This window comes from Spiroplasma endosymbiont of Polydrusus pterygomalis, assembly GCF_964030635.1.
Classification (GTDB): domain Bacteria; phylum Bacillota_I; class Bacilli_A; order Mycoplasmatales; family Mycoplasmataceae; genus Spiroplasma.
In genome coordinates this window covers 1,142,735-1,166,627 of the sequence record NZ_OZ034909.1, presented here as the reverse complement: position 1 = coordinate 1,166,627, position 23,893 = coordinate 1,142,735, and the positions used below count along the sequence as shown (strand labels likewise).

At 26.0% G+C, this 23,893-nt stretch carries 28 protein-coding genes and 6 pseudogenes; 21 read left to right on the top strand and 13 right to left on the bottom strand.

Annotated elements, in window-relative coordinates; translation table 4 throughout:
- Positions 1-6: 6 nt before the first annotated feature.
- The 4 genes and pseudogenes from ACQH23_RS07620 (at position 7) to ACQH23_RS07605 (ending at position 1,991) form a co-directional block, all read left to right on the top strand.
- Complete coding sequence (locus tag ACQH23_RS07620; protein ID WP_425377851.1) at positions 7-801, top strand: helix-turn-helix domain-containing protein; 795 nt, start codon at positions 7-9, stop codon at positions 799-801.
- Positions 802-870: 69 nt separating this feature from the next.
- Entirely contained in the window at positions 871-1,134 is a 264-nt protein-coding gene (locus ACQH23_RS07615; RefSeq protein ID WP_425377850.1) for a hypothetical protein, read from the top strand.
- Positions 1,101-1,373, top strand: a pseudogene (locus tag ACQH23_RS07610) (hypothetical protein); the annotation flags it as partial. The gene ACQH23_RS07615 and the pseudogene ACQH23_RS07610, both read left to right, overlap by 34 nt.
- A gap of 21 nt (positions 1,374-1,394) precedes the next feature.
- Entirely contained in the window at positions 1,395-1,991 is a 597-nt protein-coding gene (locus ACQH23_RS07605) for a DDE-type integrase/transposase/recombinase (protein WP_425377849.1), read from the top strand.
- 19 nt (positions 1,992-2,010) lie between these two features.
- On the opposite strand, the gene ACQH23_RS07600 is transcribed toward ACQH23_RS07605, so the two are convergent.
- Positions 2,011-2,295 (bottom strand): hypothetical protein, encoded by a 285-nt coding sequence (locus ACQH23_RS07600; protein ID WP_425377848.1) that lies wholly within the window; start codon positions 2,293-2,295, stop codon positions 2,011-2,013.
- Positions 2,296-2,478: 183 nt separating this feature from the next.
- Between ACQH23_RS07600 and ACQH23_RS07595 the strand changes: the two genes are divergently transcribed.
- Complete coding sequence (locus tag ACQH23_RS07595; protein WP_425377847.1) at positions 2,479-5,445, top strand: chromosome segregation protein SMC; 2,967 nt, start codon at positions 2,479-2,481, stop codon at positions 5,443-5,445.
- Positions 5,446-5,488: 43 nt separating this feature from the next.
- Here ACQH23_RS07595 and ACQH23_RS07590 read toward each other — a convergent pair whose 3' ends face one another.
- From ACQH23_RS07590 to ACQH23_RS07580, 3 genes and pseudogenes are all read right to left on the bottom strand, one after another.
- Complete coding sequence (locus ACQH23_RS07590) at positions 5,489-6,085, bottom strand: DDE-type integrase/transposase/recombinase (RefSeq protein WP_425377606.1); 597 nt, start codon at positions 6,083-6,085, stop codon at positions 5,489-5,491.
- Positions 6,086-6,106: 21 nt separating this feature from the next.
- Positions 6,107-6,172, bottom strand: a pseudogene (locus ACQH23_RS07585) (hypothetical protein); the annotation flags it as partial.
- Between the two features lie 173 nt (positions 6,173-6,345).
- The gene (locus tag ACQH23_RS07580) at positions 6,346-6,609 is read right to left on the bottom strand and encodes a transposase family protein (protein WP_425377767.1); all 264 of its coding nucleotides are present in this window, start codon (positions 6,607-6,609) and stop codon (positions 6,346-6,348) included.
- 76 nt (positions 6,610-6,685) lie between these two features.
- Here ACQH23_RS07580 and ACQH23_RS07575 point away from each other — a divergent pair.
- Positions 6,686-7,249: pseudogene (locus ACQH23_RS07575) on the top strand (IS3 family transposase); the annotation flags it as partial.
- A gap of 176 nt (positions 7,250-7,425) precedes the next feature.
- Here the strand turns inward: ACQH23_RS07575 and tyrS are convergent.
- From tyrS to ACQH23_RS07560, 3 genes are all read right to left on the bottom strand, one after another.
- Complete coding sequence (gene tyrS / locus ACQH23_RS07570; protein WP_425377846.1) at positions 7,426-8,688, bottom strand: tyrosine--tRNA ligase; 1,263 nt, start codon at positions 8,686-8,688, stop codon at positions 7,426-7,428.
- 149 nt (positions 8,689-8,837) lie between these two features.
- Complete coding sequence (locus tag ACQH23_RS07565; protein WP_425377845.1) at positions 8,838-8,975, bottom strand: hypothetical protein; 138 nt, start codon at positions 8,973-8,975, stop codon at positions 8,838-8,840.
- A 32-nt stretch (positions 8,976-9,007) separates the two neighbouring features.
- On the bottom strand, positions 9,008-9,490 hold the full coding sequence (locus ACQH23_RS07560; RefSeq protein WP_425377844.1) for a hypothetical protein: 483 nt from the start codon (positions 9,488-9,490) through the stop codon (positions 9,008-9,010).
- Between the two features lie 429 nt (positions 9,491-9,919).
- On the opposite strand from ACQH23_RS07560, the gene ACQH23_RS07555 reads away from it, so the two are divergent.
- From ACQH23_RS07555 to ACQH23_RS07535, 5 genes and pseudogenes are all read left to right on the top strand, one after another.
- Positions 9,920-10,084, top strand: a complete 165-nt coding sequence (locus ACQH23_RS07555; protein WP_425377843.1) for a lipoprotein — start codon at positions 9,920-9,922, stop codon at positions 10,082-10,084.
- An 86-nt stretch (positions 10,085-10,170) separates the two neighbouring features.
- Positions 10,171-10,698 carry a spiroplasma phage ORF1-like family protein gene (locus ACQH23_RS07550; protein WP_425379328.1) on the top strand — a complete coding sequence of 176 codons (528 nt, stop codon included), beginning with the start codon at positions 10,171-10,173 and terminating at the stop codon, positions 10,696-10,698.
- Positions 10,697-11,030, top strand: a pseudogene (locus ACQH23_RS07545) (spiroplasma phage ORF1-like family protein); the annotation flags it as partial. The gene ACQH23_RS07550 and the pseudogene ACQH23_RS07545, both read left to right, overlap by 2 nt.
- 284 nt (positions 11,031-11,314) lie before the next feature.
- Positions 11,315-12,853 (top strand): cardiolipin synthase, encoded by a 1,539-nt coding sequence (cls, locus tag ACQH23_RS07540; RefSeq protein WP_425377842.1) that lies wholly within the window; start codon positions 11,315-11,317, stop codon positions 12,851-12,853.
- Positions 12,854-12,914: 61 nt separating this feature from the next.
- Positions 12,915-13,592: an acetyltransferase gene (locus tag ACQH23_RS07535; RefSeq protein WP_425377841.1), complete on the top strand. Its 678-nt coding sequence runs from the start codon at positions 12,915-12,917 to the stop codon at positions 13,590-13,592.
- A gap of 95 nt (positions 13,593-13,687) precedes the next feature.
- On the opposite strand, the gene ACQH23_RS07530 is transcribed toward ACQH23_RS07535, so the two are convergent.
- A complete protein-coding gene (locus ACQH23_RS07530) occupies positions 13,688-14,188 on the bottom strand; it encodes an IS30 family transposase (RefSeq protein WP_425379327.1) in 501 nt (166 codons plus the stop codon).
- A 327-nt stretch (positions 14,189-14,515) separates the two neighbouring features.
- Entirely contained in the window at positions 14,516-14,638 is a 123-nt protein-coding gene (locus ACQH23_RS07525; protein WP_425377840.1) for a helix-turn-helix domain-containing protein, read from the bottom strand.
- Between the two features lie 186 nt (positions 14,639-14,824).
- Here ACQH23_RS07525 and ACQH23_RS07520 point away from each other — a divergent pair.
- Positions 14,825-15,397, top strand: a pseudogene (locus ACQH23_RS07520) (aminoacyl--tRNA ligase-related protein); the annotation flags it as partial.
- A gap of 498 nt (positions 15,398-15,895) precedes the next feature.
- Positions 15,896-17,386, top strand: coding sequence for a uracil-xanthine permease family protein (locus ACQH23_RS07515; RefSeq protein ID WP_425377839.1), 1,491 nt, complete (start codon positions 15,896-15,898; stop codon positions 17,384-17,386).
- Between the two features lie 94 nt (positions 17,387-17,480).
- On the opposite strand, the gene ACQH23_RS07510 is transcribed toward ACQH23_RS07515, so the two are convergent.
- The 4 genes and pseudogenes from ACQH23_RS07510 to ACQH23_RS07495 all read right to left on the bottom strand — a co-directional run bounded on the left by ACQH23_RS07510 (position 17,481) and on the right by ACQH23_RS07495 (position 18,808).
- Complete coding sequence (locus tag ACQH23_RS07510) at positions 17,481-17,606, bottom strand: hypothetical protein (protein WP_425377838.1); 126 nt, start codon at positions 17,604-17,606, stop codon at positions 17,481-17,483.
- An 81-nt stretch (positions 17,607-17,687) separates the two neighbouring features.
- On the bottom strand, positions 17,688-18,284 hold the full coding sequence (locus tag ACQH23_RS07505) for a DDE-type integrase/transposase/recombinase (protein ID WP_425377837.1): 597 nt from the start codon (positions 18,282-18,284) through the stop codon (positions 17,688-17,690).
- A 21-nt stretch (positions 18,285-18,305) separates the two neighbouring features.
- Positions 18,306-18,371, bottom strand: a pseudogene (locus ACQH23_RS07500) (hypothetical protein); the annotation flags it as partial.
- Positions 18,372-18,544: 173 nt separating this feature from the next.
- The gene (locus ACQH23_RS07495) at positions 18,545-18,808 is read right to left on the bottom strand and encodes a hypothetical protein (protein WP_425377836.1); all 264 of its coding nucleotides are present in this window, start codon (positions 18,806-18,808) and stop codon (positions 18,545-18,547) included.
- A gap of 57 nt (positions 18,809-18,865) precedes the next feature.
- Here ACQH23_RS07495 and ACQH23_RS07490 point away from each other — a divergent pair, with 57 nt between their 5' ends.
- The 8 genes from ACQH23_RS07490 to ACQH23_RS07455 all read left to right on the top strand — a co-directional run bounded on the left by ACQH23_RS07490 (position 18,866) and on the right by ACQH23_RS07455 (position 23,877).
- Entirely contained in the window at positions 18,866-20,071 is a 1,206-nt protein-coding gene (locus ACQH23_RS07490; protein WP_425377835.1) for an Mbov_0401 family ICE element transposase-like protein, read from the top strand.
- A 130-nt stretch (positions 20,072-20,201) separates the two neighbouring features.
- Positions 20,202-20,549, top strand: a complete 348-nt coding sequence (locus tag ACQH23_RS07485; RefSeq protein WP_425377834.1) for a transposase — start codon at positions 20,202-20,204, stop codon at positions 20,547-20,549.
- A gap of 335 nt (positions 20,550-20,884) precedes the next feature.
- A complete protein-coding gene (locus tag ACQH23_RS07480) occupies positions 20,885-21,025 on the top strand; it encodes a transposase family protein (RefSeq protein ID WP_425377833.1) in 141 nt (46 codons plus the stop codon).
- Positions 21,026-21,345: 320 nt separating this feature from the next.
- Positions 21,346-21,489: an IS3 family transposase gene (locus tag ACQH23_RS07475; protein WP_425379326.1), complete on the top strand. Its 144-nt coding sequence runs from the start codon at positions 21,346-21,348 to the stop codon at positions 21,487-21,489.
- Positions 21,490-21,664: 175 nt separating this feature from the next.
- The gene (locus tag ACQH23_RS07470) at positions 21,665-22,495 is read left to right on the top strand and encodes a hypothetical protein (protein ID WP_425377832.1); all 831 of its coding nucleotides are present in this window, start codon (positions 21,665-21,667) and stop codon (positions 22,493-22,495) included.
- Positions 22,496-22,498: 3 nt separating this feature from the next.
- On the top strand, positions 22,499-22,696 hold the full coding sequence (locus ACQH23_RS07465) for a hypothetical protein (RefSeq protein ID WP_425377831.1): 198 nt from the start codon (positions 22,499-22,501) through the stop codon (positions 22,694-22,696).
- 15 nt (positions 22,697-22,711) lie between these two features.
- A complete protein-coding gene (locus ACQH23_RS07460; protein ID WP_425377830.1) occupies positions 22,712-23,605 on the top strand; it encodes a hypothetical protein in 894 nt (297 codons plus the stop codon).
- A gap of 89 nt (positions 23,606-23,694) precedes the next feature.
- Positions 23,695-23,877, top strand: coding sequence for a helix-turn-helix domain-containing protein (locus ACQH23_RS07455; protein ID WP_425377829.1), 183 nt, complete (start codon positions 23,695-23,697; stop codon positions 23,875-23,877).
- Positions 23,878-23,893 lie beyond the last annotated feature (16 nt).

Genomic DNA, 23,893 nt, shown 5'->3' with positions numbered 1-23,893 from the left:
TTTTATATGGCTAAAGGTAAAATAAAAGGGTCTAAAGATCATTCTTTTGAATTTAAAGAAAAAATTGTTAATGAATATTCAATTAACAATAAATCTTATGGTGAAATAGCAAAAGAATATCATATTAGTTTAGCAACTATTTCAAAATGAGTAAATCAATTTCAACAAAATAAAGAAATTCTAAAAGAACGAAAAAAGCGAAAAGATTTTGAATTAAATAAGTTTAAAAAACCCTTAGAACGTGAAAACTATTTATTAAAAAAAGAAAATGAAAGAATAAAAGCTGAGAATGAGGTTTTAAAAAAACTTGAAGCTCTTCCAAAGATAAAAACAAAAACAAACATTAGAAAACAAATTGCTTTTATTAAATCAGAATTGCAAGTTTCAAAAATTACTTTATCATGATATTTAAAAGAATTAAGAATTTCATATGATACTTGAAATAAATATTCAAAAAATTGTGATGAATATCAACCAAATATTGATTATTCAATATATGAAATAATTAAAGCAATTCATAGAGAAAATAGTATTAAAGGACACAGACAAATTAAATTATCTTTGGAAGAGCAAAAAATTAATGTGTCGAATTCAACAGTTTATCGTTATATGAAATTAGCTAATAGAATTTCTAGTGTAAGAATTAAAACAAGAAAAAAAATTAATCATTTCTTAAAAATGACAAATGAACATATTCGACATAAATATCTATTAAAACGTAATTTTAAAGCTGAAAAAACTAATCAAAAGTGATCAATTGATATTACGTATGTTAAAACAATCACAGAATGAGTAATATAGACTGCACCCAAAAAAGTAAGTAAAGAAAAAAAAGTCTTTGCTAAACTTTTAAAGGAGGTGCATTTTTATATGGCAAGAAAAGGACAAAAATTTAATAAATATACAGCAGATTTTCGAAAAAGGATAGGACAAGAGGTTAAAAATAATAGTATAAGTTTTATTGCAAAAAAATATGCAATTAATAAAAAAACTGTTGCTTCATGGTATGAAAATTTTAAGAAAGGGATTTTAAACACCAATAAAGGTCCAAAAGAATCATTTAAAAAAAGAGATTTAAACTATTACAAAGTTAGGTATGAATTACTAAAAAAGCTTCATGACTTTTACAATTAAATAAAAGAAAAATTGTATTTTTTATAAAAGAAAACCTTAATAAATATCCACTAAATTTATTACTTGATGTAACAGATTTAAAGCGTAGTTATTGAGATAAATATAAAAATTATTCAAGTACTGGTAAGGATAGCGAATCATTAAAGAATATTGTAAAAGTCTATGAAGAAAATTTAAAACAATTTGGTTATCGTCGAATTACCAAATATTTAAAAGAAGATTATGGCATTGTTTATAATGCTAAGAAAGTATTACGAATTATGAAAGAAAATAATATTCAAGCTGAATATGTAAAGCGTATGCGTAGAAAAATATTAATAAAACAAAATAGAAATAAAAATATAATTAAATATCCTGATTTAGTAAATCGTAATTTTAATGATATTAAAGAAAGATTTTCAATTTTATTTACTGATGTAACTTATTTAATTTGAAATGGTAAAAAACATTATCAATCAACAATAATTGATGGATATACTAAAGAAATTATTGATGTAAAATGATCAAAATTTAATAATAACAAACTTGTAATTGATAATTTAAATGCTGCAATTAATAAAATTAAAAAAATAAAAAAAGATCTAAATAAAACAATAATTCATTCAGATCACGGATATCAATATACATCTAAAGATTATAATAGTAAATGTTTAGATAACAAAATTATAATTTCAATGGGTAAAAATTATCATTGTGCAGACAACATTATTATTGAAAGTTTTCATTCATTACTTAAAAAAGGAACAATCCATAATAAAAATTATAAATCTCATAATGAATATATTAATGATGTTAAAAAATGAAATAAATGATATTCAAACCAAAAAGAAAAAGATATAATAAATAAAAGTTTGTAAACCTTTTTATTAATACTTACTAAACGGGGTGCAGTCTAGTAACTTCACCATTACGAAAAACCAAAGTTCGTTGATAAAATCCTTTTGGAATATAACGTGCTTTGCGTCAGTCCTTATTAAAAATATAGTTATCAATATATTCAAAAATATTTTTAAATAGTATTCAAGCTTCAGAACTAATTTCATTGTTTAAATAGGATAATAGTGCTGTAATAGGGATATTGGGGCTAATTTCATTAATTAAATCAATAAAAGAGTTATTATTTTCGTTTAAAAACTCTTGGATTCTAGTTATAATATTCATAGGATAGTTTTCAATCAAATTTTTTTCAAACTTAATTATACTGAAAACTTTATTTTTTATTTTCCCCAACTTTGGCAACGCAATCATTTTGTTGATTTTAGTTGCAAATAATGCACTTTTATAGAATAATTAATAAAGAATAATTTGGTTTGTTAATTTGGAAATTTAAGGAAGTGAAGATTAGTGTTATTTTTGAAAAAATTGGAAGCATTTGGATTTAAGTCATTTGCTGATCCACTGATAGTTAATTTTGATCATGAAATGATTGGAATTGTTGGACCAAATGGAAGTGGAAAATCAAATATTAATGATGCTCTTCGTTGATGTTTAGGTGAACAATCAATTAAATCGCTTCGCGGAAGTAACAGCGAAGATGTTATTTTTAATGGTTCGAAAACAAAACCACCATTAAATATGGCGGAGGTTAAATTGATTTTTGATAATACCCAACGGATTTTTGCCATAGATTATGATGAAATTGAAATTATACGTCGTGTTTTTCGAGGAACTGGTGAAAATGAATATTTTATTAATAAGCAACGTGTTCGTTTAAAAGATATTCAGGATTTTGCCATGGATAGTGGTTTAACAAAATCATCACTTGCAATTATTTCCCAAGGAAATATTAATGCTTTTGCGGAGGCAAAGCCATTAGATCGTCGTGCCTTATTTGAAGAAGCAGCGGGCGTAGCAAAGTATAAACTGCGTAAACTAGAAGCTTTGAAAAAGTTAGAACGTTCAAATGAAAATTTATCACGTTTAAAAGATATTTTAAATGAAATTGAACGAAAATTACCAAGTTTAAAACGACAAAGTGAGAAAGCATTAAAATATACCACCTTAAAAGATAAATTAAATCAAATTGAATTAGCTGTATTAGTGAAAGATATTACTTTTTTTAATGACAAATTATTAGAATTACGTTCACAACAGAAAAAAATTGTTAGTACAAAACAAGAAGCTGATCGAAAATTAAAGGATCGAGAAATTGAGTATAATGAATTAAACAAAGAAAACTTCAATTTGGATAACAAAATTAATGTTTTGAGTAAAGAGTTTCAAACTTTAATTTTAGCAATTAGTGATTTAAAAGTTCACAAAATTGAATTAGATAATAAAGAGGCCGCGTTAAAAATGTCGAATAATGACATTACCATTACTAATATGGTTAATGACTATAATGAATTGACAGTTAATTTGCAAAATGAACAAGAGAAATTAACAAGTTTAGAAACCCAACAACAAGAGTATCGTATGCAACGCGAAGCTTTTAATGCCAAACAGGCCGGATTGAATGAACAATTAGGGGCAATTAATAAAACAGTTATTCGCTTAGAAAGTGAATTAGAACGTGTTCAACATAATTTTGAGAACCAAGATAATTTACATGAAGGGGTTAAAAATATTGTTAATAATAAAAACGTTTTACCTGGAATTATGGAATTAGTTCAAGATATTATTAATGTTGATGAAAAATATGAACAAGCAATTGTAACTGCTTTAAGTGGTCGTTTACAAGATATTTTAGTTAAAAATGTTGATAGTGCGAAACGAGCAATTTCATATTTAAAAAAAAATCGGGCTGGCCGGGCAACTTTTATTCCCTTGGATGTAATTACTCCGCGTTATCTTAGCAGTAATGAAGAATTTGTTATTAAATCAGTGCGGGGATATTTAGGATTAGGAAATAATTTAGTTAAAGCGAAGAAAGAGTTTCGGGTTGCCATTGATTATCTTTTAAGTCGTTATTTGATTTGTGTTGATTTTGATAGTGCCCAAGAAATTGGAAAATTAACAAAGTATCGTTATAATATTGTAACGTTAGATGGTGAAATAGTGCGTTCGCAAGGATCTGTTACGGGGGGATCACGCCGAACAAGAATGACAATTATTAATCCAGAAAAAGAACTTAACATTTTTAATGAAAAAATAGCACTGAGAACAGAAGAACAACATCATGTTATAAAACAATTAAGCCTTCTTCACCGTCAATTAGATGAGATTAACGAAGTTATTGCCGAAAATCAAGCTTCAATTGGGGCTGGTAAACGCCAAATTGAAATTATCATGCATGATCAAATGAAATTACAGAATGAATATCAATTGTTAACATCAAAAAATATTGATGAAACAAAAATTGAAGAAAATGAAGCAGTCCTTAATATTGTGGATCAAATCAAACAAAAAGATCTTATAAAAACTAAAATTGAACAACAATTAAATGTTGCTCGCAGTTTAAAAGATAAACAATCGTTGGTGATTAATGATCTTAATAATCAGATTGGAGAGAAACGTTATTATATCTCTGCTTTACAAGACCAAATTAGTAAAATTAATACTGATTTATCAATTATTAATGTTAAAATTCAACAAAATTTAACAAGGCTAACAGAAGAATATCAAATGACATATGACCATGCTAAAACATTAGAACTGAAGGTTATTGATAATGAAGATTTAATTCGGGATGAAATTAAACAGTTACGCAGTGACTTAGCACAAATTGGGAATGTTAATTTAGAGGCAATTGCTGAATATAAAGAAGAAAATGATCGTTTTCAATTTATGAATAATGAATATAATGATGCCAATGATGCCGTTAAAAATTTATTAAAATCAATTGATGAAATGGACCGCATTATGGAAGAGCAATTTGATAAGACAATTAAAGATATTAATGAAAACTTGCCATCAACTTTTGAAGTATTATTTGGTGGTGGAACAGCAAAAATCATTTATACTGAACCAGATAATTTATTAGAAACCGGCGTTGATATTAAAGTATCCCCACCCGGGAAGAACATTACTAATTTAAATTTATTATCTGGAGGGGAAAAATCATTAGTTGCCTTATCAGTTTTATTTGCAATTTTAAAAGTTCGACCAATTCCATTAGTAATTTTAGATGAAGCTGAAGCGCCCTTAGATCCAGCGAATGTTGAACGTTTTGCTAAATATATTCGAACTTTTGTTGAAACAACACAATTTATTGTTATTACGCATCGAGTGGGAACAATGGAACATTGTGATGTATTATATGGAGTAATAATGCAACAGAAAGGTGTTACAAAAATTGTTGGAATTAAATTACAACAGGCAACGGAAATGATTCAAGAGTTTGAAAATAAACTTGAAGATAAAAAATCATAAGAAACTAGACTGCACCCTGTTTAGTAAGTATTAATAAAAAGGTTTACAAACTTTCATTTATTATATCTTTTTCTTTTTGGTTTGAATATCATTTATTTCATTTTTTAACATCATTAATATATTCATTATGAGATTTATAATTTTTATTATGGATTGTTCCTTTTTTAAGTAATGAATGAAAACTTTCAATAATAATGTTGTCTGCACAATGATAATTTTTACCCATTGAAATTATAATTTTGTTATCTAAACATTTACTATTATAATCTTTAGATGTATATTGATATCCGTGATCTGAATGAATTATTGTTTTATTTAGATCTTTTTTTATTTTTTTAATTTTATTAATTGCAGCATTTAAATTATCAATTACAAGTTTGTTATTATTAAATTTTGATCATTTTACATCAATAATTTCTTTAGTATATCCATCAATTATTGTTGATTGATAATGTTTTTTACCATTTCAAATTAAATAAGTTACATCAGTAAATAAAATTGAAAATCTTTCTTTAATATCATTAAAATTACGATTTACTAAATCAGGATATTTAATGATATTTTTATTTCTATTTTGTTTTATTAATATTTTTCTACGCATACGCTTTACATATTCAGCTTGAATATTATTTTCTTTCATAATTCGTAATACTTTCTTAGCATTATAAACAATGCCATAATCTTCTTTTAAATATTTGGTAATTCGACGATAACCAAATTGTTTTAAATTTTCTTCATAGACTTTTACAATATTTTTTAATGATTCGCTATCCTTACCAGTACTTGAATAATTTTTATATTTATCTCAATAACTACGCTTTAAATTTGTTATATCAAGTAATAAATTTAGTGGATATTTATTAAGGTTTTCTTTGATAAAAAATACAATTTTTCTTTTATTTAATTGTAAAAGTCATGAAGCTTTTTTAGTAATTCATACCTAACTTTGTAATAGTTTAAATCTCTTTTTTCAAATGATTCTTTTGGACCTTTATTGGTGTTTAAAATTCCTTTCTTAAAATTTTCATACCATGAAGCAACAGTTTTTTTATTAATTGCATATTTTTTTGCAATAAAACTTATACTATTATTTTTAACCTCTTGTCCTATCATTTTTCGAAAATCTGCTGTATATTTATTAAATTTTTGTCCTTTTCTTGCCATATAAAAATGCACCTCCTTTAAAATTTTAGCAAAGACTTTTTTTCTTTACTTACTTTTTTGGGTGCAGTCTACTAAATACACCAAATTAAAATATCGTAATCATAAGTCAATGGTTAATAACGACGAAATTAGTAACATTTTAAACCGTGAATTTAATAATAAACAACCAAATGAAGTTGTTGTTAGTGATTTAACATATGTTCAAGTTGGTGCTAAATGACATTATATTTGTTTATTAATTTACTTGTTTAATCGTGAAATAATTAGCTATAGTACCGGGACAAACAAAACAGCCCAATTAGGACAAAAAGCCTTTTATTCAATTACAAGACCATTAAATCAAATTACGTTATTTCATACTGACCGGGGTAATGAATTTAAAAATAAAATCATTGATAATATCTTAAATACTTTTAACATCAAACGATCATTAAGCAATAAAGGCTCATACGATAATGCTGTGGCTGAAACAACTTACAAAAGTTTTAAAACGGAATTTATCAAGGGGCAAAAATTTATAAATTTAACCCAATTAAAATACAAATTATTTGACTTTGTGCATTGATATAACAATATTCGAATTCACGGTAGTTTAAATTATTTAACACCTGTTGAATTTAGAAAACAACAGTCCATATAAAAAGTGTCCTAAAAAGGGTTGCCAATCCAAAGAAATTTAAAGTTATCATTTTTAATATTTTTATACCATCCTAATTTATATTTTTTATTTTTAATTATATTCTATAGAAATATTATTAATAAGAAAAACCGGTATCGCAAGAAGTCTAATATTGTTTCGGAAAAACGATTCTTTTTTTATTTTTTGTGATTAGTAAAAGAAATTAAATGATATTTACGTTTGCCACGACGAATAATTAAATATTTATCAAATAAAAACTTATCTTTTGTTACATTTCAAGTCTCTGTTTTAATAACTTCACCATTAACAGTAATTGCCCCTTGTTCTAAAAAATCACGACCTTCTCGTTTCGAAGTAACAATTTCTGTTTGCACTAATAAATCAAGAATTGGTAAATCAAGGTCTAATAATTGAAAATTAGGTAAACTATTTTTCAATTGATCTAACTGTTGTTCTGATAATTCATGTAAACTACCTTTAAATAAAGCCTCACTAACAATTTGGGCTGCTTTTAATCCTGTTGTTTGATGAACAAATAAGGTTACTTCTTCTGCTAATTTTTTTTGAGCAATTCGTTGCGCTAGTGCTTTTTTGTGGTCTGCTTCAAGCGCGATAATTTCTGTTTCTGATAGCATTGTTAAATAACGTAATAATTTCCCTGTTTCTTGATCATCTTGATTAAAAAAGAACTGATAAAATTCATAAGGTGAAGTTTTTGCGGCGTCTAACCAAACTGCTCCTGATTCTGTCTTGCCAAATTTTGAACCATCCGCTTTTGTTAATAAATTCATTGTTAAACCACAAGCTAAATTATTTTCCCCAACTTGTTTATAAATATAATCGGTCCCTGAAATAATATTTCCTCATTGATCACTACCACCAATTTGAACAGCACAATCATAATTAAGATATAATTGATAAAAATCATAAGTTTGCAATAGCGTGTAAGCAAACTCCGTATATGATAAACCAACTTCAATTCTAGTTGCAATATTTTCTTTCGCTAACAAATAACTAATATTAAAATATTTTCCAACATTCCGCAAAAAATCAATCAAGGTCATTTTTTGTAATCATTCGGCATTATTCACCATTTTAATCTTTGTTCCAATTAATTGCTTCATTTGTTGACTGATGGCTTCAACATTATGCTTAATAGTCTTATTATCTAATAATACTCGTTCTGCTTTTTTCCCACTAGGATCACCAATCATTCCGGTTCCACCACCAATAATCGCAATAGGTTGAAAGCCAAACATTTCAAAACGTTTCAATAACATAATTTGAATCAAATGACCAACATGCAATGAATCACCAGTTGGGTCAAAACCACAATAAACTCCTTTTTTTAATTCTTGTGCTTTCACTAATTTTGTTTCATTAGTTACTTGTTTTAATAAACCTCTTCATTTTAATTCTTCTAAAATATTTTTTGCCATCATTTATCTCCTTTGTTATTTAAAAAACTCTAAATTATTAGAGTTATTTCTTATCAACTTTTTCATCTTTTTTAGTTGGGGTTGATTTTGCTTCTTCAATAATTTTTTCAGAAATTGAAGCTGATGTTTTTTTCAAATCTTCTGTTACCTTAATCCCGTCATCAATTGCCGAAACCGTTATTTTTGCTAATTCTTTTGCTTATTGCACAAACATTTGGATATTTTGCCGCTGCTTTGATTAGTTTTACAATTCCAGCATCAATTTTATTTAATGTTTTATAAGCCATTTCTTTTGTTGAAGCAGAATCTAAAATTTCAACTACTCCTTTGACATTTTTAATCCGCAGTTCAATATAAGCAGCAACTTCGTCTGATTCAATACCTTGTGATTTCTCTCAAATAATTTCAATTTTATTAACCATTTTTTAATTTGGGGATTGTATTTTTTAACTAAATTAATGAAATATTGTCGTAATTCTGATCCTTTTTTCGGAATAATCAGCATACCTACAACAACCACTGCCAACGCTTTAACAAATTTAAATGCCATAATTATTCCTTCTCATCCGAATTTAGCAAAGTCTTTTAATTTATCAACAATTCGATAGGCAATGTCTTTATTACGGGCAATAATTTTTACTCATTCTTTAACATTTCTTTTAGCAAAAGCTTCAAAAACATCAACATAATTTGAAACTTTTACCACAGTATCAACATTAGAATTTAACATTTCTGATTTATAAGTTAAGTCCTCAACAAAATAATCAAATTTTTTCAGCAATGGCAACTTTTCGAGCAGCAATAATACCATAACAGCAAAAAAACAATTGCTAAACACAGTAAAACAATGATCAAAATTGTTTGTGAAATTAATAAATTATCATTTGTTGCTAACATATATATCATTCTTTTCCACCCTTTTTCTAATCTTATTAAATATTACTTTTACATTGTAACTTATTTTATAATTTATTTCTTTAATTTTGTCTTTAATTTTGATTTAATTTTATAGAAAACTTGGATAGGTTACAATAAGTTGGACCATATTTATGTGGACTTTCAAATAAAATATAATTATAAAAAAAGTAGGAATATAAAAATGGGAAGAAATTCATACACCGATGAATTTAAAAAACAAATTGTTTTACTTTATCAAAATGGTAAAAAACTAGACTGCACCCTGTTTAGTAAGTATTAATAAAAAGGGTGCAGTCTAAAAGAGGGAACAGATATGAAAAAAATACTTAGTATTTTAGGAACAATCGGATTAACAGCAACAAGTACAACATCATTAATTAGTTGTGAAAAACCAAATAATATTGAAAACAAGGGTAATAAACCAGAACCTAAACCCAAACCACAACAACCACCAAAAAATAATAATTGAAAACTTTAATTTTGTCGAAAACTCTTGATAAAGTCAAAAACCTTTATAAAATATAGAGATTTGCAAGAAATACATTTTATAAAAAACCCAATAAAATCCTGATTTTATTAAAGTATCAAGATTTTTCGACAAAATTAAAACTTCAACCACCTCAAATTGATACAAATACAGGTAAAATTATAAATTGAAGTGTTGAAAATAAAAATAAAATTAAGAATTTTTTAAATCATTACTTAGATGTTATTATTCAAGAAAATATTAGAGTGCAACAAGATGGTAATCCTAATTATGAGAGTCCTATTGTTGGAACACAAAGAATAATTTTTGATTTTGAAATTATTAATAATTTAGATAAATCTAATATTGGTACGATTTTAACTATAAAATCAATTTACCGAATGATTTTAACAATTGATAAAAGTAATAATATTATTGCAGGTAATTTAGAATTAACACATTTTAAACAATATTGGAATGGATATGATTATAATAGACTTTTTGCGATACTAACAAAAATAAAAAAAATTACAAATAAAAAAATTAAATTAAACTTTAAAATAATCATTTTTAAAAATTTTAATTGCTTTTTAAGCATAAATAATCAGGTATCGCAAGAAGTCTAATAGTTATCGGTATACTGATGATTTAGGTTTTTTGTTTTCTTTTATGAAAGATAAAGAAGATATCTTTAATTTTAATGCTGAAACTTATAACTATTATGGTGGCAATACTCCCAATACTGGTAAAGAGGTTTTTGAACAAATGAAAGGTCAAATTGAGATTAATAAATTTTTAAAAGCTTTTTTTGCTTATGCTTTGGTATCTGATTTTCAAAATCGGAGTAATTTTATTGAAAGTGGTTATATTGATAATTTACAATATGATACTGTTTTAATTAACTTTTTTGGTTTAAAATTAGACAATTTTAAAGATGTTATTTTAGATGAAAATGGAAAGTCAATAAAATATTTTGATGATTATAATAACTATACTTATAAATTTGAAAATAATAAAAAAGTTTTAAAAACCGAAGCAGAGAAAAAAGAATTTGAAGAACAAAAGAAAAAGTTTTTAGTTTCTTACTTTAATTTTGGAGAAAACTCTTGATATTTTAACAAAATCCTGATTTTATTAAAATATCAAGAGTTTTCTCCAAAATTAAAAATAAAGTGTCCCAAATATATTTACAATTCAGGTATAATAAAGATATTAATAATTGTGCCATAAAGGGGAAACATAATGAAAAATTGATTAAAAATTATTTTATCAATGATTTTTTTATTTGGAATGGCGATTATGGGATTAATCGTTGTCGTTTTTATTTTTAATGTTAAGTTTTTATATATTTTTTTAGGAATTGTTATTCTTGATTTAGTTTTCTCATTCTTTTTCTTTTTTTCAAAACGGCGTTATGAAGTTAAATTTTCATGAATTATTTTTATTAACTTTGTTCCGTTTATTGGGTTATGTTCATATGTTTTTTTTGGACGAAAATACCATTATTCAAATAAAAAATCATTATTATACAACCATTTAAATAAATTAGAATATGATACTTATTTGAAAAAAAATAAGGCCGCTTTAGGCAAATATACTGCACCAACGCAAAAATTTGGGAATGTTATTGAGTTACTAATGCGGCATGCTAATAAACCATTATATCAAAATAATCAAATTAAAATTATTACCAATGGAACGAATGTTTTCAAATCATTATTAACCGATTTACAGCAAGCGCAAGAATATATTTTATTAACTTATTTTATTGTTGCGGATGGAGAGTTATTTGAGTCTTTTTTAGCAGTTTTAAAAGAACGAATTGCCATTGGGGTTCGTGTTTACATGATTTATGACCATGTTGGAAGTTATTTTAAAATTAGTAAAAAAAGCATTAAAAAACTAATTAAAGTTGGGGTCCAAGTTCATAAGTATTTACCAATTATTACACCTTTTATTAGTGGAAATGCAAACTATCGTAATCACCGCAAGGATGTTATTATTGATGGTTTGATCGGTTATACCGGGGGAGTTAATTTAGCAGATTTATATGCTGATCGTTCATGAAAGTTTGGGATTTTTAATGATACGCAAGTGCGAATTGAAGGCGAAGCAGTTCGCGGGTTAGAAGTTATTTTTGTTGATGATTGATATTTTGCCACAAAACGGCATGAAAAAATTACTGACTTAGAACCGACGGTGTTAGAACCAAAGCAATATAATGTTACGGGTAAATCACATTTACAAATTGTTAATCATAGTCCTAGTATTGATCATTCAATTACAAAGGATTTATATATTTTATTAATTAGTAAAGCACGAAAACGGGTTTGATTATCAACACCATACTTTATTCCACCAGATGACCTTATTCAAACCTTAATTCTGGCTGCTCGGGCTGGCGTTGATGTTCGGTTAACAATTCCCGGTTTAACGGATAAAATTTTTGTGTTAGATATTACCAAAAGCTATTGTAAAGATTTAATTGCTAGTGGTGTTAAAATTTATGAAATGAATAATACCTTTAGTCATAATAAAATTGCTATTTTCGATGATGATGTTGCCGTTATTGGAACTTGTAATTTAGATTATCGTAGTTTCTTTTCTGATCATCAAACAACAGCTGTGATATACGATACAGCAGTAGTGGAAAGTTTTCTTCCGCGGTGAGAATGAGATTATGAACATGCCATTTTATGATGTGAGTGACCGATTAAATATAAACCATTAAGTTATCGTTTATTATTAACATGTTTAAAATTGGTCGCCCCAATTTTATAAGTTAATAACAACATCAAGAATAATTTTTTGTATAATTATTATGAGAAAAGGAGAGTTAATAATGTTATTTAATAAATTAAAAGAGCAGGATGACCAGACAAAAGATAATAAAAAAGAGAAAAAGAGGAACTTATTACAAGAATCATCATCAGATAATTTAGAAAGTAGTTTGTTTGAGGGTGATAATGATAATAGTAAGATTAAGACTGGTTTTAGTTTTAAACGCCGTAAAACGCATAAAATTATTAAGGAATTTAATCGACAACGAATTAAATCGTTATTATTTTATACTGACATTAGTAATGTCTTACGCCAATTAGAATTTGGTTTACAACCAATTAAAAATATTCAATTGGCAAAAGAAAGTGAATATATTGTTTGAACATATTTAGAAAAACCAGATCATTTAGAATTTGAATTAGATAATTCAACACGGCACTATTTTTGAAGTTGAGTTGCAGAGCAGAAAGTTGATCCAACTCAAATTGCGGTAATTGCAATTGATATTAAAAGTTTATTTGATTTAACAAAAAAAGATTGAGAATATGATGATGTTACGCGCCGCGTCAAAGTTTTTGAAGATGTTAAACCAGCGGCAATTCGATGAATATTAATGAAAAATAATCAGTATTTAAATCGAATTCAAACACATGTTAAAAGTAATCATTTAAAACTTAAAATTTTTCAAGGCGAAAAAGGGAATATTTCCAATGTTTTAACTGAAGATAGAAAGAAGTAAATAATTAATAGATTTCTTGCGATACTAACAAAAATAAAAAAAATTACAAATTAAAAAAATTAAATTAAATTGCCAAATTGTAAAGTTAAGTGCAACTAAATTATTTTTCTAACCAAATATTCGATTGGCGAAAAATAATTTAGTATTTTTCTTGGTCTTTGGTTTAAAGACAATATAAATTTATGAACTGCATTTTTAGTAGTATTTGAAAAATTAAATTTTTTAGGAAATTTTTCTCTAATTAAACCATTAGTATTTTCATTAGTACCTCTTTGTCAGGGTGAATATGCATTAGCAAAATAAATTTTCACATTTAAATTTTTTTCAAGTTGTTGTCAATTAGCAAATTCTTTACCACGATCAAATGTTATAGTCTTAACAAGATTATTTGGAAGAATTGATAAATAATGGCTAATATTTTCGTTAATAACTTTAGTAGTTCTATTTTCAACTAATATTGCTAAAGTAAATCTTGATGTTCTTTCAACTAAAGTTATTAAACATGATTTACTTTTACCTCGTGATGATACTACGGTATCACCTTCTCAATGACCAAGAGTTACGCGATTATTAACATTAGCATTTCGTTCTTTAATTTATTTACCATTAAATTTACCCCGATTTTATTGATATTTTCGTTTCTTACCTTTTCTTCTTAAATTTTTATTAGTAACTTTTTCAAGTAATCCAGAATAAATTCAATTGTAAATTGTTTTAAAACTAATAATTCATTCTTTATGAAAATTTTTAATTCTGCCATAAATTTGTTCGGGTGATCAACCTAATAATAATTTTTGTTGTACATATTTTACTAATTCTCTATTTTTAAACTTATGAAAATAAATATGTGATTGTTTTCTATTTTCTGCTTTATTTTGTGCAATTAATGAAAAATAATGATTATTATCTTTATTTCTATTAACTTATCGAATAATAGTACTAATACTTCGATTAAGATTTTTAGCTATTTCACTAATTTTTATTTTAAACTTCAATTGATTCTCAATATAAATTCTTTCATCTATGCCAAGATGTTTATATCCCATATAAAAACTCCTTGCTTTATTTTTTCTAAAATAAACTTAGCATCATAAAATTTTTATATGAGATTTTTTGCAATTTTATTTACTTGCACTTACAAGTATAATTCAGCAATTAAACTTTAAAATAATCATTTTTAAAAATTTTAATTGCTTTTTAAGCATAAATAATCAGGTATCGCAAGAAGTCTAATGAAGAGAAAGTTAGAGAAAATTACTCCTCGTGAAGTTGATTTTGCCCAGTGATATACTGATATTGTTTTAAATGCTGATTTAATTGCTTATGGGCCAGTTAAAGGAACAACGATTTTTAAACCCTATGGGTATGCAATTTGAGAAAATATTAAAAAAATTTGTGATGCGGAGTTTAAAAAAGTTGGTGTCAAAAATGTTTATTTTCCAGTACTAATTCCAAAGACTCTTTTTAATAAAGAGAAAGAACATATTGCTGGATTTTCCCCCGAAATTGCAACGGTAACAAAAGTTGGTGATAAGGTGATTGATGAAGAATTATACATTCGTCCAACATCCGAAGTTTTGTTTGGGACTTTCTTTAGTAAAGAAATTCAAGGGTATCGTGATTTACCATTGTTATATAATCAATGAGTTAATGTCTTACGATGAGAAAAAACAACTCGTCCTTTTTTACGAACTAGTGAATTTTTGTGGCAAGAAGGGCACACGATTCATGCTACAAAAAAAGAAGGGCAGCAGTTTACCCTAAAAATTTTAGATATTTATGCTAACTTTTCTGAAAAAAATTTAGGTCGCATAAATTATTTTGGGGTCTTAAATTAATACCTTAGAAATTGTAGAATAATATAACCACTTACTTAATTAAATTGTATTACTTTTAATTTTATTGTCAATATATTTTTGTATTTTTTGTCCTTATCTTGTGATAATTTCGTAATAGTTATCTAGCAAAAATTTCGCAACCATTTTTAATTTTAAATGGTTGCGAAATTTTTGCTAGATAACTATTACGAAATTATCACAAGATAAGGACAAAAAAATTATTTAATCCTTTACATTAACGTTAAGGAATGTTACTATTAATGGCAGGAATGTTGAGGTATAAAATGCAAATTGATTTGATGAAAGAATTTAAAATTTGTTTACAAAGAAATAAGATTCTTTTTGATATCTTTAATATTCTACAAAATAAAAAAATAATTAATATTAATAATATAATTTACTAGTTTGTAATATTACAAACTAGTTTTTTTATGCAATTTTAAGAAAAAAGGGAGAAACAAAATTATGGAAAAAGAACAAACTGGTTTAGTTGACAATAATATTAAATTATTATTAGGACCACATGATCGGCCAAAAAGTTTTTTACAATGATCAATCTTATCATTACAACATGTTTTTGCAATGTTTGGTTCAACAGTATTAGTGCCGTTAATTATTAATCAAACGGCTGGCATTGAAGTTATGAACATTGCAATGGCATTGTTTTGTTCAGGGGTTGGAACTTTAATTTATATCGCAATTACTGCCGCAAAAGTTCCAATGTATTTAGGGAGTTCTTTTGCATATATGGGAGCAATGGGTGTATGCTATCCATTATATGGAAATGCTGTTTTTATTGCCGTAATGATGGTTGGAGTTATTTATATTGCCTTTGGTGTATTAGTGTATTTTATTGGTAATAAATTTTTAGAACGAATTCTTCCAGCAGTAATTGTGGGACCGTTAATCATTATTATTGGAATGTCTGTTGCCCCAAGTGCAATTAATAATGCCGGTTTTAATCCAACGGCTTGAAAACAGCCTTATTCTCATTGAATTGGCATTGGTATTGCTGTCTTTACCTTTTTAGTAACAGCAATCATTGCATTAAAATGTAAAGGTTTTGTAAAAGTCGTACCAGTTATTATTGGTGTTGTCGCGGGATACTTACTGTGTGTAATTCTGCATTTTTCAATTGGACCGGAATATCAAATTTTAGATACATCGAAAATTACTGATTCAAGTCAATGACAATGATATCCATCTTTTAAAAAGATTTGAGATTTAAAAGGAAGTAATATTGGACCAGCTATTTTAGCAATTAGTCCCTTAGCAATTATTACAATTGCCGAACATATTGGTGATCATATTAGTATGGGACAAATGACCGGCAAAAATTTTGTAAAAGATCCAGGAATGGATCGAACATTAATTGCGGATGGAGTGTCAATTATTTTCGATGGGTTCGTTGGAGGACCCGCAAATACAACATATGGAGAAAATGCTTCTGTTATTGGAATAACCCGAATTGCTTCGGTCTGAGTAACCGGATTAGCTGCTTTGTTTGCAATTGGCTTATCATTTATTGCTCCAGTTAATCAATTAGTTCAAATGTTTCCTTCTCCAGTAATGGGTGGCATTAGTATGATTATGTTTGGTTTAATTGCGACAAACGGGATTCGGGTGTTAATTAATAATCAATTTGATTATACCAATATGAAAAATGTTTTTGTCACAGCGATTATGTTAGTGTTAGGATTAGGAGGTGCAATTTTTAATTTTAATGTCGGCAGTGGTAATTTACAATTTACGGGCGTAGCCTTAGCGGCTTTTGCCGGGATTTTCTTAAATTTACTATTACCAGATCATCAAAATAATGGCTTTCAATGATGAGAGAAATTAAAGTTATTAATTAAAACGCGAAAAGAAGAAAAACAAAAACGGAAAGCAAAAAATAATAAAAAAATTAAAAATAATCCTAAAAAGGAAATTAAAAAAAGAAGAAATTCGCTTTAATTTTGTCGAAAACTCTTGATAAAGTCAAAAAAATCATCAATATGACAATTTGAAAACAAATTTGGTGTAAAATCACCATTGTTCTTTAACTTTTTTAGATGTTAAAATATAATACCGTTGCTTGTTGGTTTGGTGTTAAACCTTTGTGTTGGTATTTTCATTTTCAGAGATTTAAATAATTTTGAATGTTAGTAAAACCTAAACCATGATAATGAACCAAGGCTTCTTTAAGACTTGCTTGTAATTTACTAAACTGGATAGGTTAGACTGCACCCAAAAAAGTAAGTATTAATAAAAAGGTTTACAAACTTTCATTTATTATATCTTTTTCTTTTTGGTTTGAATATAATTTATTTCATTTTTTAACATCATTAATATATTCATTATGAGATTTATAATTTTTATTATGGATTGTTCCTTTTTTAAGTAATGAATGAAAACTTTCAATAATAATGTTGTCTGCACAATGATAATTTTTACCCATTGAAATTATAATTTTGTTATCTAAACATTTACTATTATAATCTTTAGATGTATATTGATATCCGTGATCTGAATGAATTATTGTTTTATTTAGCTCTTTTTTTATTTTTTTAATTTTATTAATTGCAGCATTTAAATTATCAATTACAAGTTTGTTATTATTAAATTTTGATCATTTTACATCAATAATTTCTTTAGTATATCCATCAATTATTGTTGATTGATAATGTTTTTTACCATTTCAAATTAAATAAGTTACATCAGTAAATAAAATTGAAAATCTTTCTTTAATATCATTAAAATTACGATTTACTAAATCAGGATATTTAATGATATTTTTATTTCTATTTTGTTTTATTAATATTTTTCTACGCATACGCTTTACATATTCAGCTTGAATATTATTTTCTTTCATAATTCGTAATACTTTCTTAGCATTATAAACAATGCCATAATCTTCTTTTAAATATTTGGTAATTCGACGATAACCAAATTGTTTTAAATTTTCTTCATAGACTTTTACAATATTTTTTAATGATTCGCTATCCTTACCATTACTTGAATAATTTTTATATTTATCTCAATAACTACGCTTTAAATTTGTTATATCAAGTAATAAATTTAGTGGATATTTATTAAGGTTTTCTTTGATAAAAAATACAATTTTTCTTTTATTTAATTGTAAAAGTCATGAAGCTTTTTTAGTAATTCATACCTAACTTTGTAATAGTTTAAATCTCTTTTTTCAAATGATTCTTTTGGACCTTTATTGGTGTTTAAAATTCCTTTCTTAAAATTTTCATACCATGAAGCAACAGTTTTTTTATTAATTGCATATTTTTTTGCAATAAAACTTATACTATTATTTTTAACCTCTTGTCCTATCCTTTTTCGAAAATCTGCTGTATATTTATTAAATTTTTGTTCTTTTCTTGCCATATAAAAATGCACCTCCTTTAAAAGTTTAGCAAAGACTTTTTTTCTTTACTTACTTTTTTGGGTGCAGTCTATACTTTTAAACGACGAAAATATATCTTAAAACCAGAATTTCAAGTGGCAAAAAAACCAAAAACGGTTTTTTTACTTGATATTCAATTAGGGATTGGAAGTTATCAGCGACTTGATTATGATTTTTCGTTAGAAATAATCAGCAAATTAGGCATAAATTTTAGTTATCAAGATATTTGTAATATGTATCGGAATGCTAACATAACAAAAAAAACAATTTTTAACCTTATTAAACGGTTTGATATTAAACATTTGTTAGAACTAATGCTAGATGAACCAGACACAAAACTAAAACATGATGGGGTTATTTATATTGAAACCGATGAAGCATATCGCAATGCCATTAGTTATCAAATCAAAAAACGATTAAAAATTAAGAAAAGAATCCGTTTAACCGTCTTTCATACTGGTTATAAAGATCCTAAAACAATACGAAAAACAATGCATAATGTCAAATTTCTAGTAACAATGACTAATGAAGTTAAAAAAAATAACTCTAAAAAATACTGACAAGGAATTAAAGAATTTATTAACTTAAATTATGAATCACCCGAGACAGCTAAAATTATTGTGCTTGGTGATGGTACACAATATATTTCAACGGTTGAAAAACACATCAATGTTGAATTTATCATTGATCGTTTCCATGTTATTAAAAAAATTAAAAATTGTCTCCGTGGTCCACGATATTATAAACGTTATTTATTTAATAAAATTAGAAAATCAATTCTAAAATTAAACTGAAACAAGGTTACAAAATACCTTGAATGAGCTTATCAGCTTGTTAAAACCGAAGAAGCGAAAGGAAAGTTACAAGAAATATCTAATTATTTAAGAACATACTATGGAGCAATTCAAAAATGAGAATATCAAGAAAATATTGGTTGTCGCATTGAAAGTTATATTGCTCGAATTATTAAAGTAATGTTTCGTTCAAAACCAAAAATATTTAATGAAAAAACGATTTATAAAGTAATGTTATTAAAACAATTGACAGCTAATGGGATTAATCCCTTTCAAGAACTAACAGAAATTAAAAATCTTCAAGTAAAAAATGAACAAATTACTTGAAGATGAATATTTAAAAAGATGAATAATACAGAAGTTAAACAATATAACTTACCAATATTCACCGCTTCTACATTATCAAATACTAAAACTCTTTTAAAGAAAATAGTTTCTAATTATTATTAGAACTTAATGCTGAAAACTTTTCCCCAACATTTTACACGCTACCAAAATCTGGATAGGTTACAATAAGTTGGACCATATTTATGTGGATTTTCAAATAAAATATAATTATGAAGAAAGTAGGAATATAAAAATGGGAAGAAATTCATACACCGATGAATTAAAAAAACAAATTGTTTTACTTTATCAAAATGGTAAAATCATTCTTGAAATTTTTAAGGAATATGGGGTGTCAAAATCAGCCGTATATCAGTGAATTGAAAAATTAAATAATTCTGGATCTTTTAAAGCAAAAGATAACCGCACTGTTGAAGAAAATGAACTTGATTGCCTTGCGGAAAGAATTATTCCAATTACGAATGGAAAACGACATTTTAAAGCAAGCGGCACTGATAATCGGCAAAAAATAGAAATTATTAACAATAATAAAGAAAAATATTCCGTGCGAAAAATGGGTCAAATATTAAAGATAGCAAAATAAACATATTACTATCAAATTAATAAATATGCTACGGTTGATGTTAATAATTATGAACAAGAAGTTATCAGTGCATTAGACTTCTTGCGATACCGGCTTTTCTTATTAAGAATATTTCTATAAAATATAATTAAAAATAAAAAATATAAATTAGGAGGGTATAAAACTATGAAAAAGGATAACTTTAAATTTCTTAATGATAAAGAATTATTACGATTAACAGGAATAAAACAAAATACTTTTAATAAAATGTTAGATATTTTAAAATAGACTGCACCCAAAAAAGTAAGCAAAGAAAAAAAGTCTTTGCTAAACTTTTAAAGGAGGTGCATTTTTATATGGCAAGAAAAGGACAAAAATTTAATAAATATACAGCAGATTTTCGAAAAATGATAGGACAAGAGGTTAAAAATAATAGTATAAGTTTTATTGCAAAAAAATATGCAATTAATAAAAAAACTGTTGCTTCATGGTATTAAAATTTTAAGAAAGGAATTTTAAACACCAATAAAGGTCCAAAAGAATCATTTGAAAAAAGAGATTTAAACTATTACAAAGTTAGGTATGAATTATTAAAAAAGCTTCATGACTTTTACAATTAAATAAAATAAAAATTGTATTTTTTATCAAAGAAAACATTAATAAATATCCACTAAATTTATTACTTGATGTAACAGATTTAAAGCGTAGTTATTGAGATAAATATAAAAATTATTCAAGTAATGGTAAGGATAGCGAATCATTAAAAAATATTGTAAAAGTCTATGAAGAAAATTTAAAATAATTTGGTTATCGTCGAATTACCAAATATTTAAAAGAAGATTATGGCATTGTTTATAATGCTAAGAAAGTATTACGAATTATGAAAGAAAATAATATTAAAGCTGAATATGTAAAGCGTATGCGTAGAAAAATATTAATAAAAGCTGAATTATACTTGTAAGTGCAAGTATAATTCAGCAAATTTAATTTGTACCAAAGATAAAATAGTTATTAAAGGTTGACCAAAAAATAATGCGGTAGTTGTTGGGAAAAGTAAAACACAAATTAAAGATGATGTTAGACCTATTTTAGTCCAAGAATTTAAAAATAAATTAGGTATTGTACCTTTATGAGAAATGATAAATGAACCTAATCCATTATTCTTATCAACTTCAACTACATTAAATCCATGACCTACAATGGCGAATTGTTATAAATTACAATTTGATTTAGAAGATAGTTTTAATATTAAATCAAAAGAACGATGAGCTAATCGTACGCACTGATATGGGATATTAGATGATGGTTTAATGAATGCTTACAATATTGGAAATAAAAAAGCATTACAAGATGTATTTGATGATATTTTCATTCAATCAGGTCAAACGGCAGCAGATGGGACATCATCACAATCTTTACAATTAGTACAAGGTGCACCAACATTAGAAACATATACCGAAGATCAAAAATCAATTATTGAGCAAGTATATTTAGCATGTCATTTTTCTAGTCCATTTGGTGATAAATCAGATAATGACCAGAATAAAACACAGTCATTATTAACTAAAACAAAAGAGTTAGAAAAACAAGCATATTTACAAGCATATCGTAAGCAATATTATACTAAGATGTTTGATACTGTTTTAAAATATTATGGTTTATGATATGGTATTGGTGAACGGCCTTATGGTTTTGATTTTATTAGTGCTAGTTTAGTTGACCAAATGCGACAAAATGAATTAATTACTGCTAGATTAGATAATGGCACAATGGAACCAATAAGAGCTATAACTGAATATGACAATATTGATGAATTAGAAGCAACAAAATATTTTGAGAAAGTAGAAGCATGACAAGATAAAATGCAAGCTAAAGAAATAGAACATAATAATAAATTACTAGAATATGATGAAACTGGTAATAATCAAAATGCCTTACAAGGTAGAACAGAAATAAAGGAGAATTAAAAAATGAGTAGAATTAATCCGGGGGTTATCGAAGAACTAAGAAGACAGGCCCACGATACTTTAATAGATATAAGAGAAAATATACGAGATAATAGACATTGAATGGTATTTCCTTTTAATGTTTATAGTTCATATATTCCTGATACTGAAACAGGTTGAAAACCCAATAACGCAAAGCCTAGTGATTATGGTAGTTATTAAAGAATATTTGATAATATGGAAAGTACGATTGCTCAATGACAAGATAGTTTAAAAATAGCCCAAAAATATAAAGGTGAAGAAATTAAGATATTAACGATTGATGATTTTAGTAAACAACCCATTAACTCAACTATATGAGTCAATAATGAAACACCGTTCGCGATAAAATTAAAAGATGAAAATAATAATGTTTATTGAAAATTAATTGATGGGGAAAATATTTATGATATTAATAGAATGTTAGAATACTTAAAGCAATATAAATTAAGTTATTTTACTAATAATGATAATGAAGCAGATAACTTTTATAAAAAAGAATTTAAAGTTGGTAAATATTGAGATGCTTATATGATTGATGATAGAAGTTCAATTCAATTTGGTGAAGCTAAATTTGAACAAGTATTTACCCAACAATCAACTGAAAGACAATATACTTTATTAATTTTAGATGAAGATGCAAGTAAATTAAATATTAATGATTATTATAATTTTTATACGGTTTTTAATGACCATGGATTAAATATTGGTGGAGGTAATATAAATATTGCTCCCCAAGATAGACAATGATTATATCCATCAAATGTTATTAATTATTATTCACCATGAGATGGTAGTTTTTTATGACAAGAAATTACCTTTTCAAGTATTAATGACAAAATTAGTAATAGCGGTTTATCTGTTAGACAATTTATTCAAACAAGTGCCCCAGGTGAAGGTTATTGTTTTCCTAAAATAACTTATGATGAAAAACTAAATAAAGGTATTGTTGAATTAGATGAGATTTTATTAAAAGATCCTGGTGTTAGAGCAATGGCAGTTAAATTTTATGGTAATCCGATCTTTTTTGATATGCCAGTTATTGGTCGACCAATTATTAAAGGTCAGTTTAATGCTGAATTATACTTGTAAGTGCAAGTAAATAAAATTGCAAAAAATCTCATATAAAAATTTTATGATGCTAAGTTTATTTTAGAAAAAATAAAGCAAGGAGTTTTTATATGGGATATAAACATCTTGGCATAGATGAAAGAATTTATATTGAGAATCAATTGAAGTTTAAAATAAAAATTAGTGAAATAGCTAAAAATCTTAATCGAAGTATTAGTACTATTATTCGAGAAGTTAATAGAAATAAAGATAATAATCATTATTTTTCATTAATTGCACAAAATAAAGCATAAAATAGAAAACAATCAC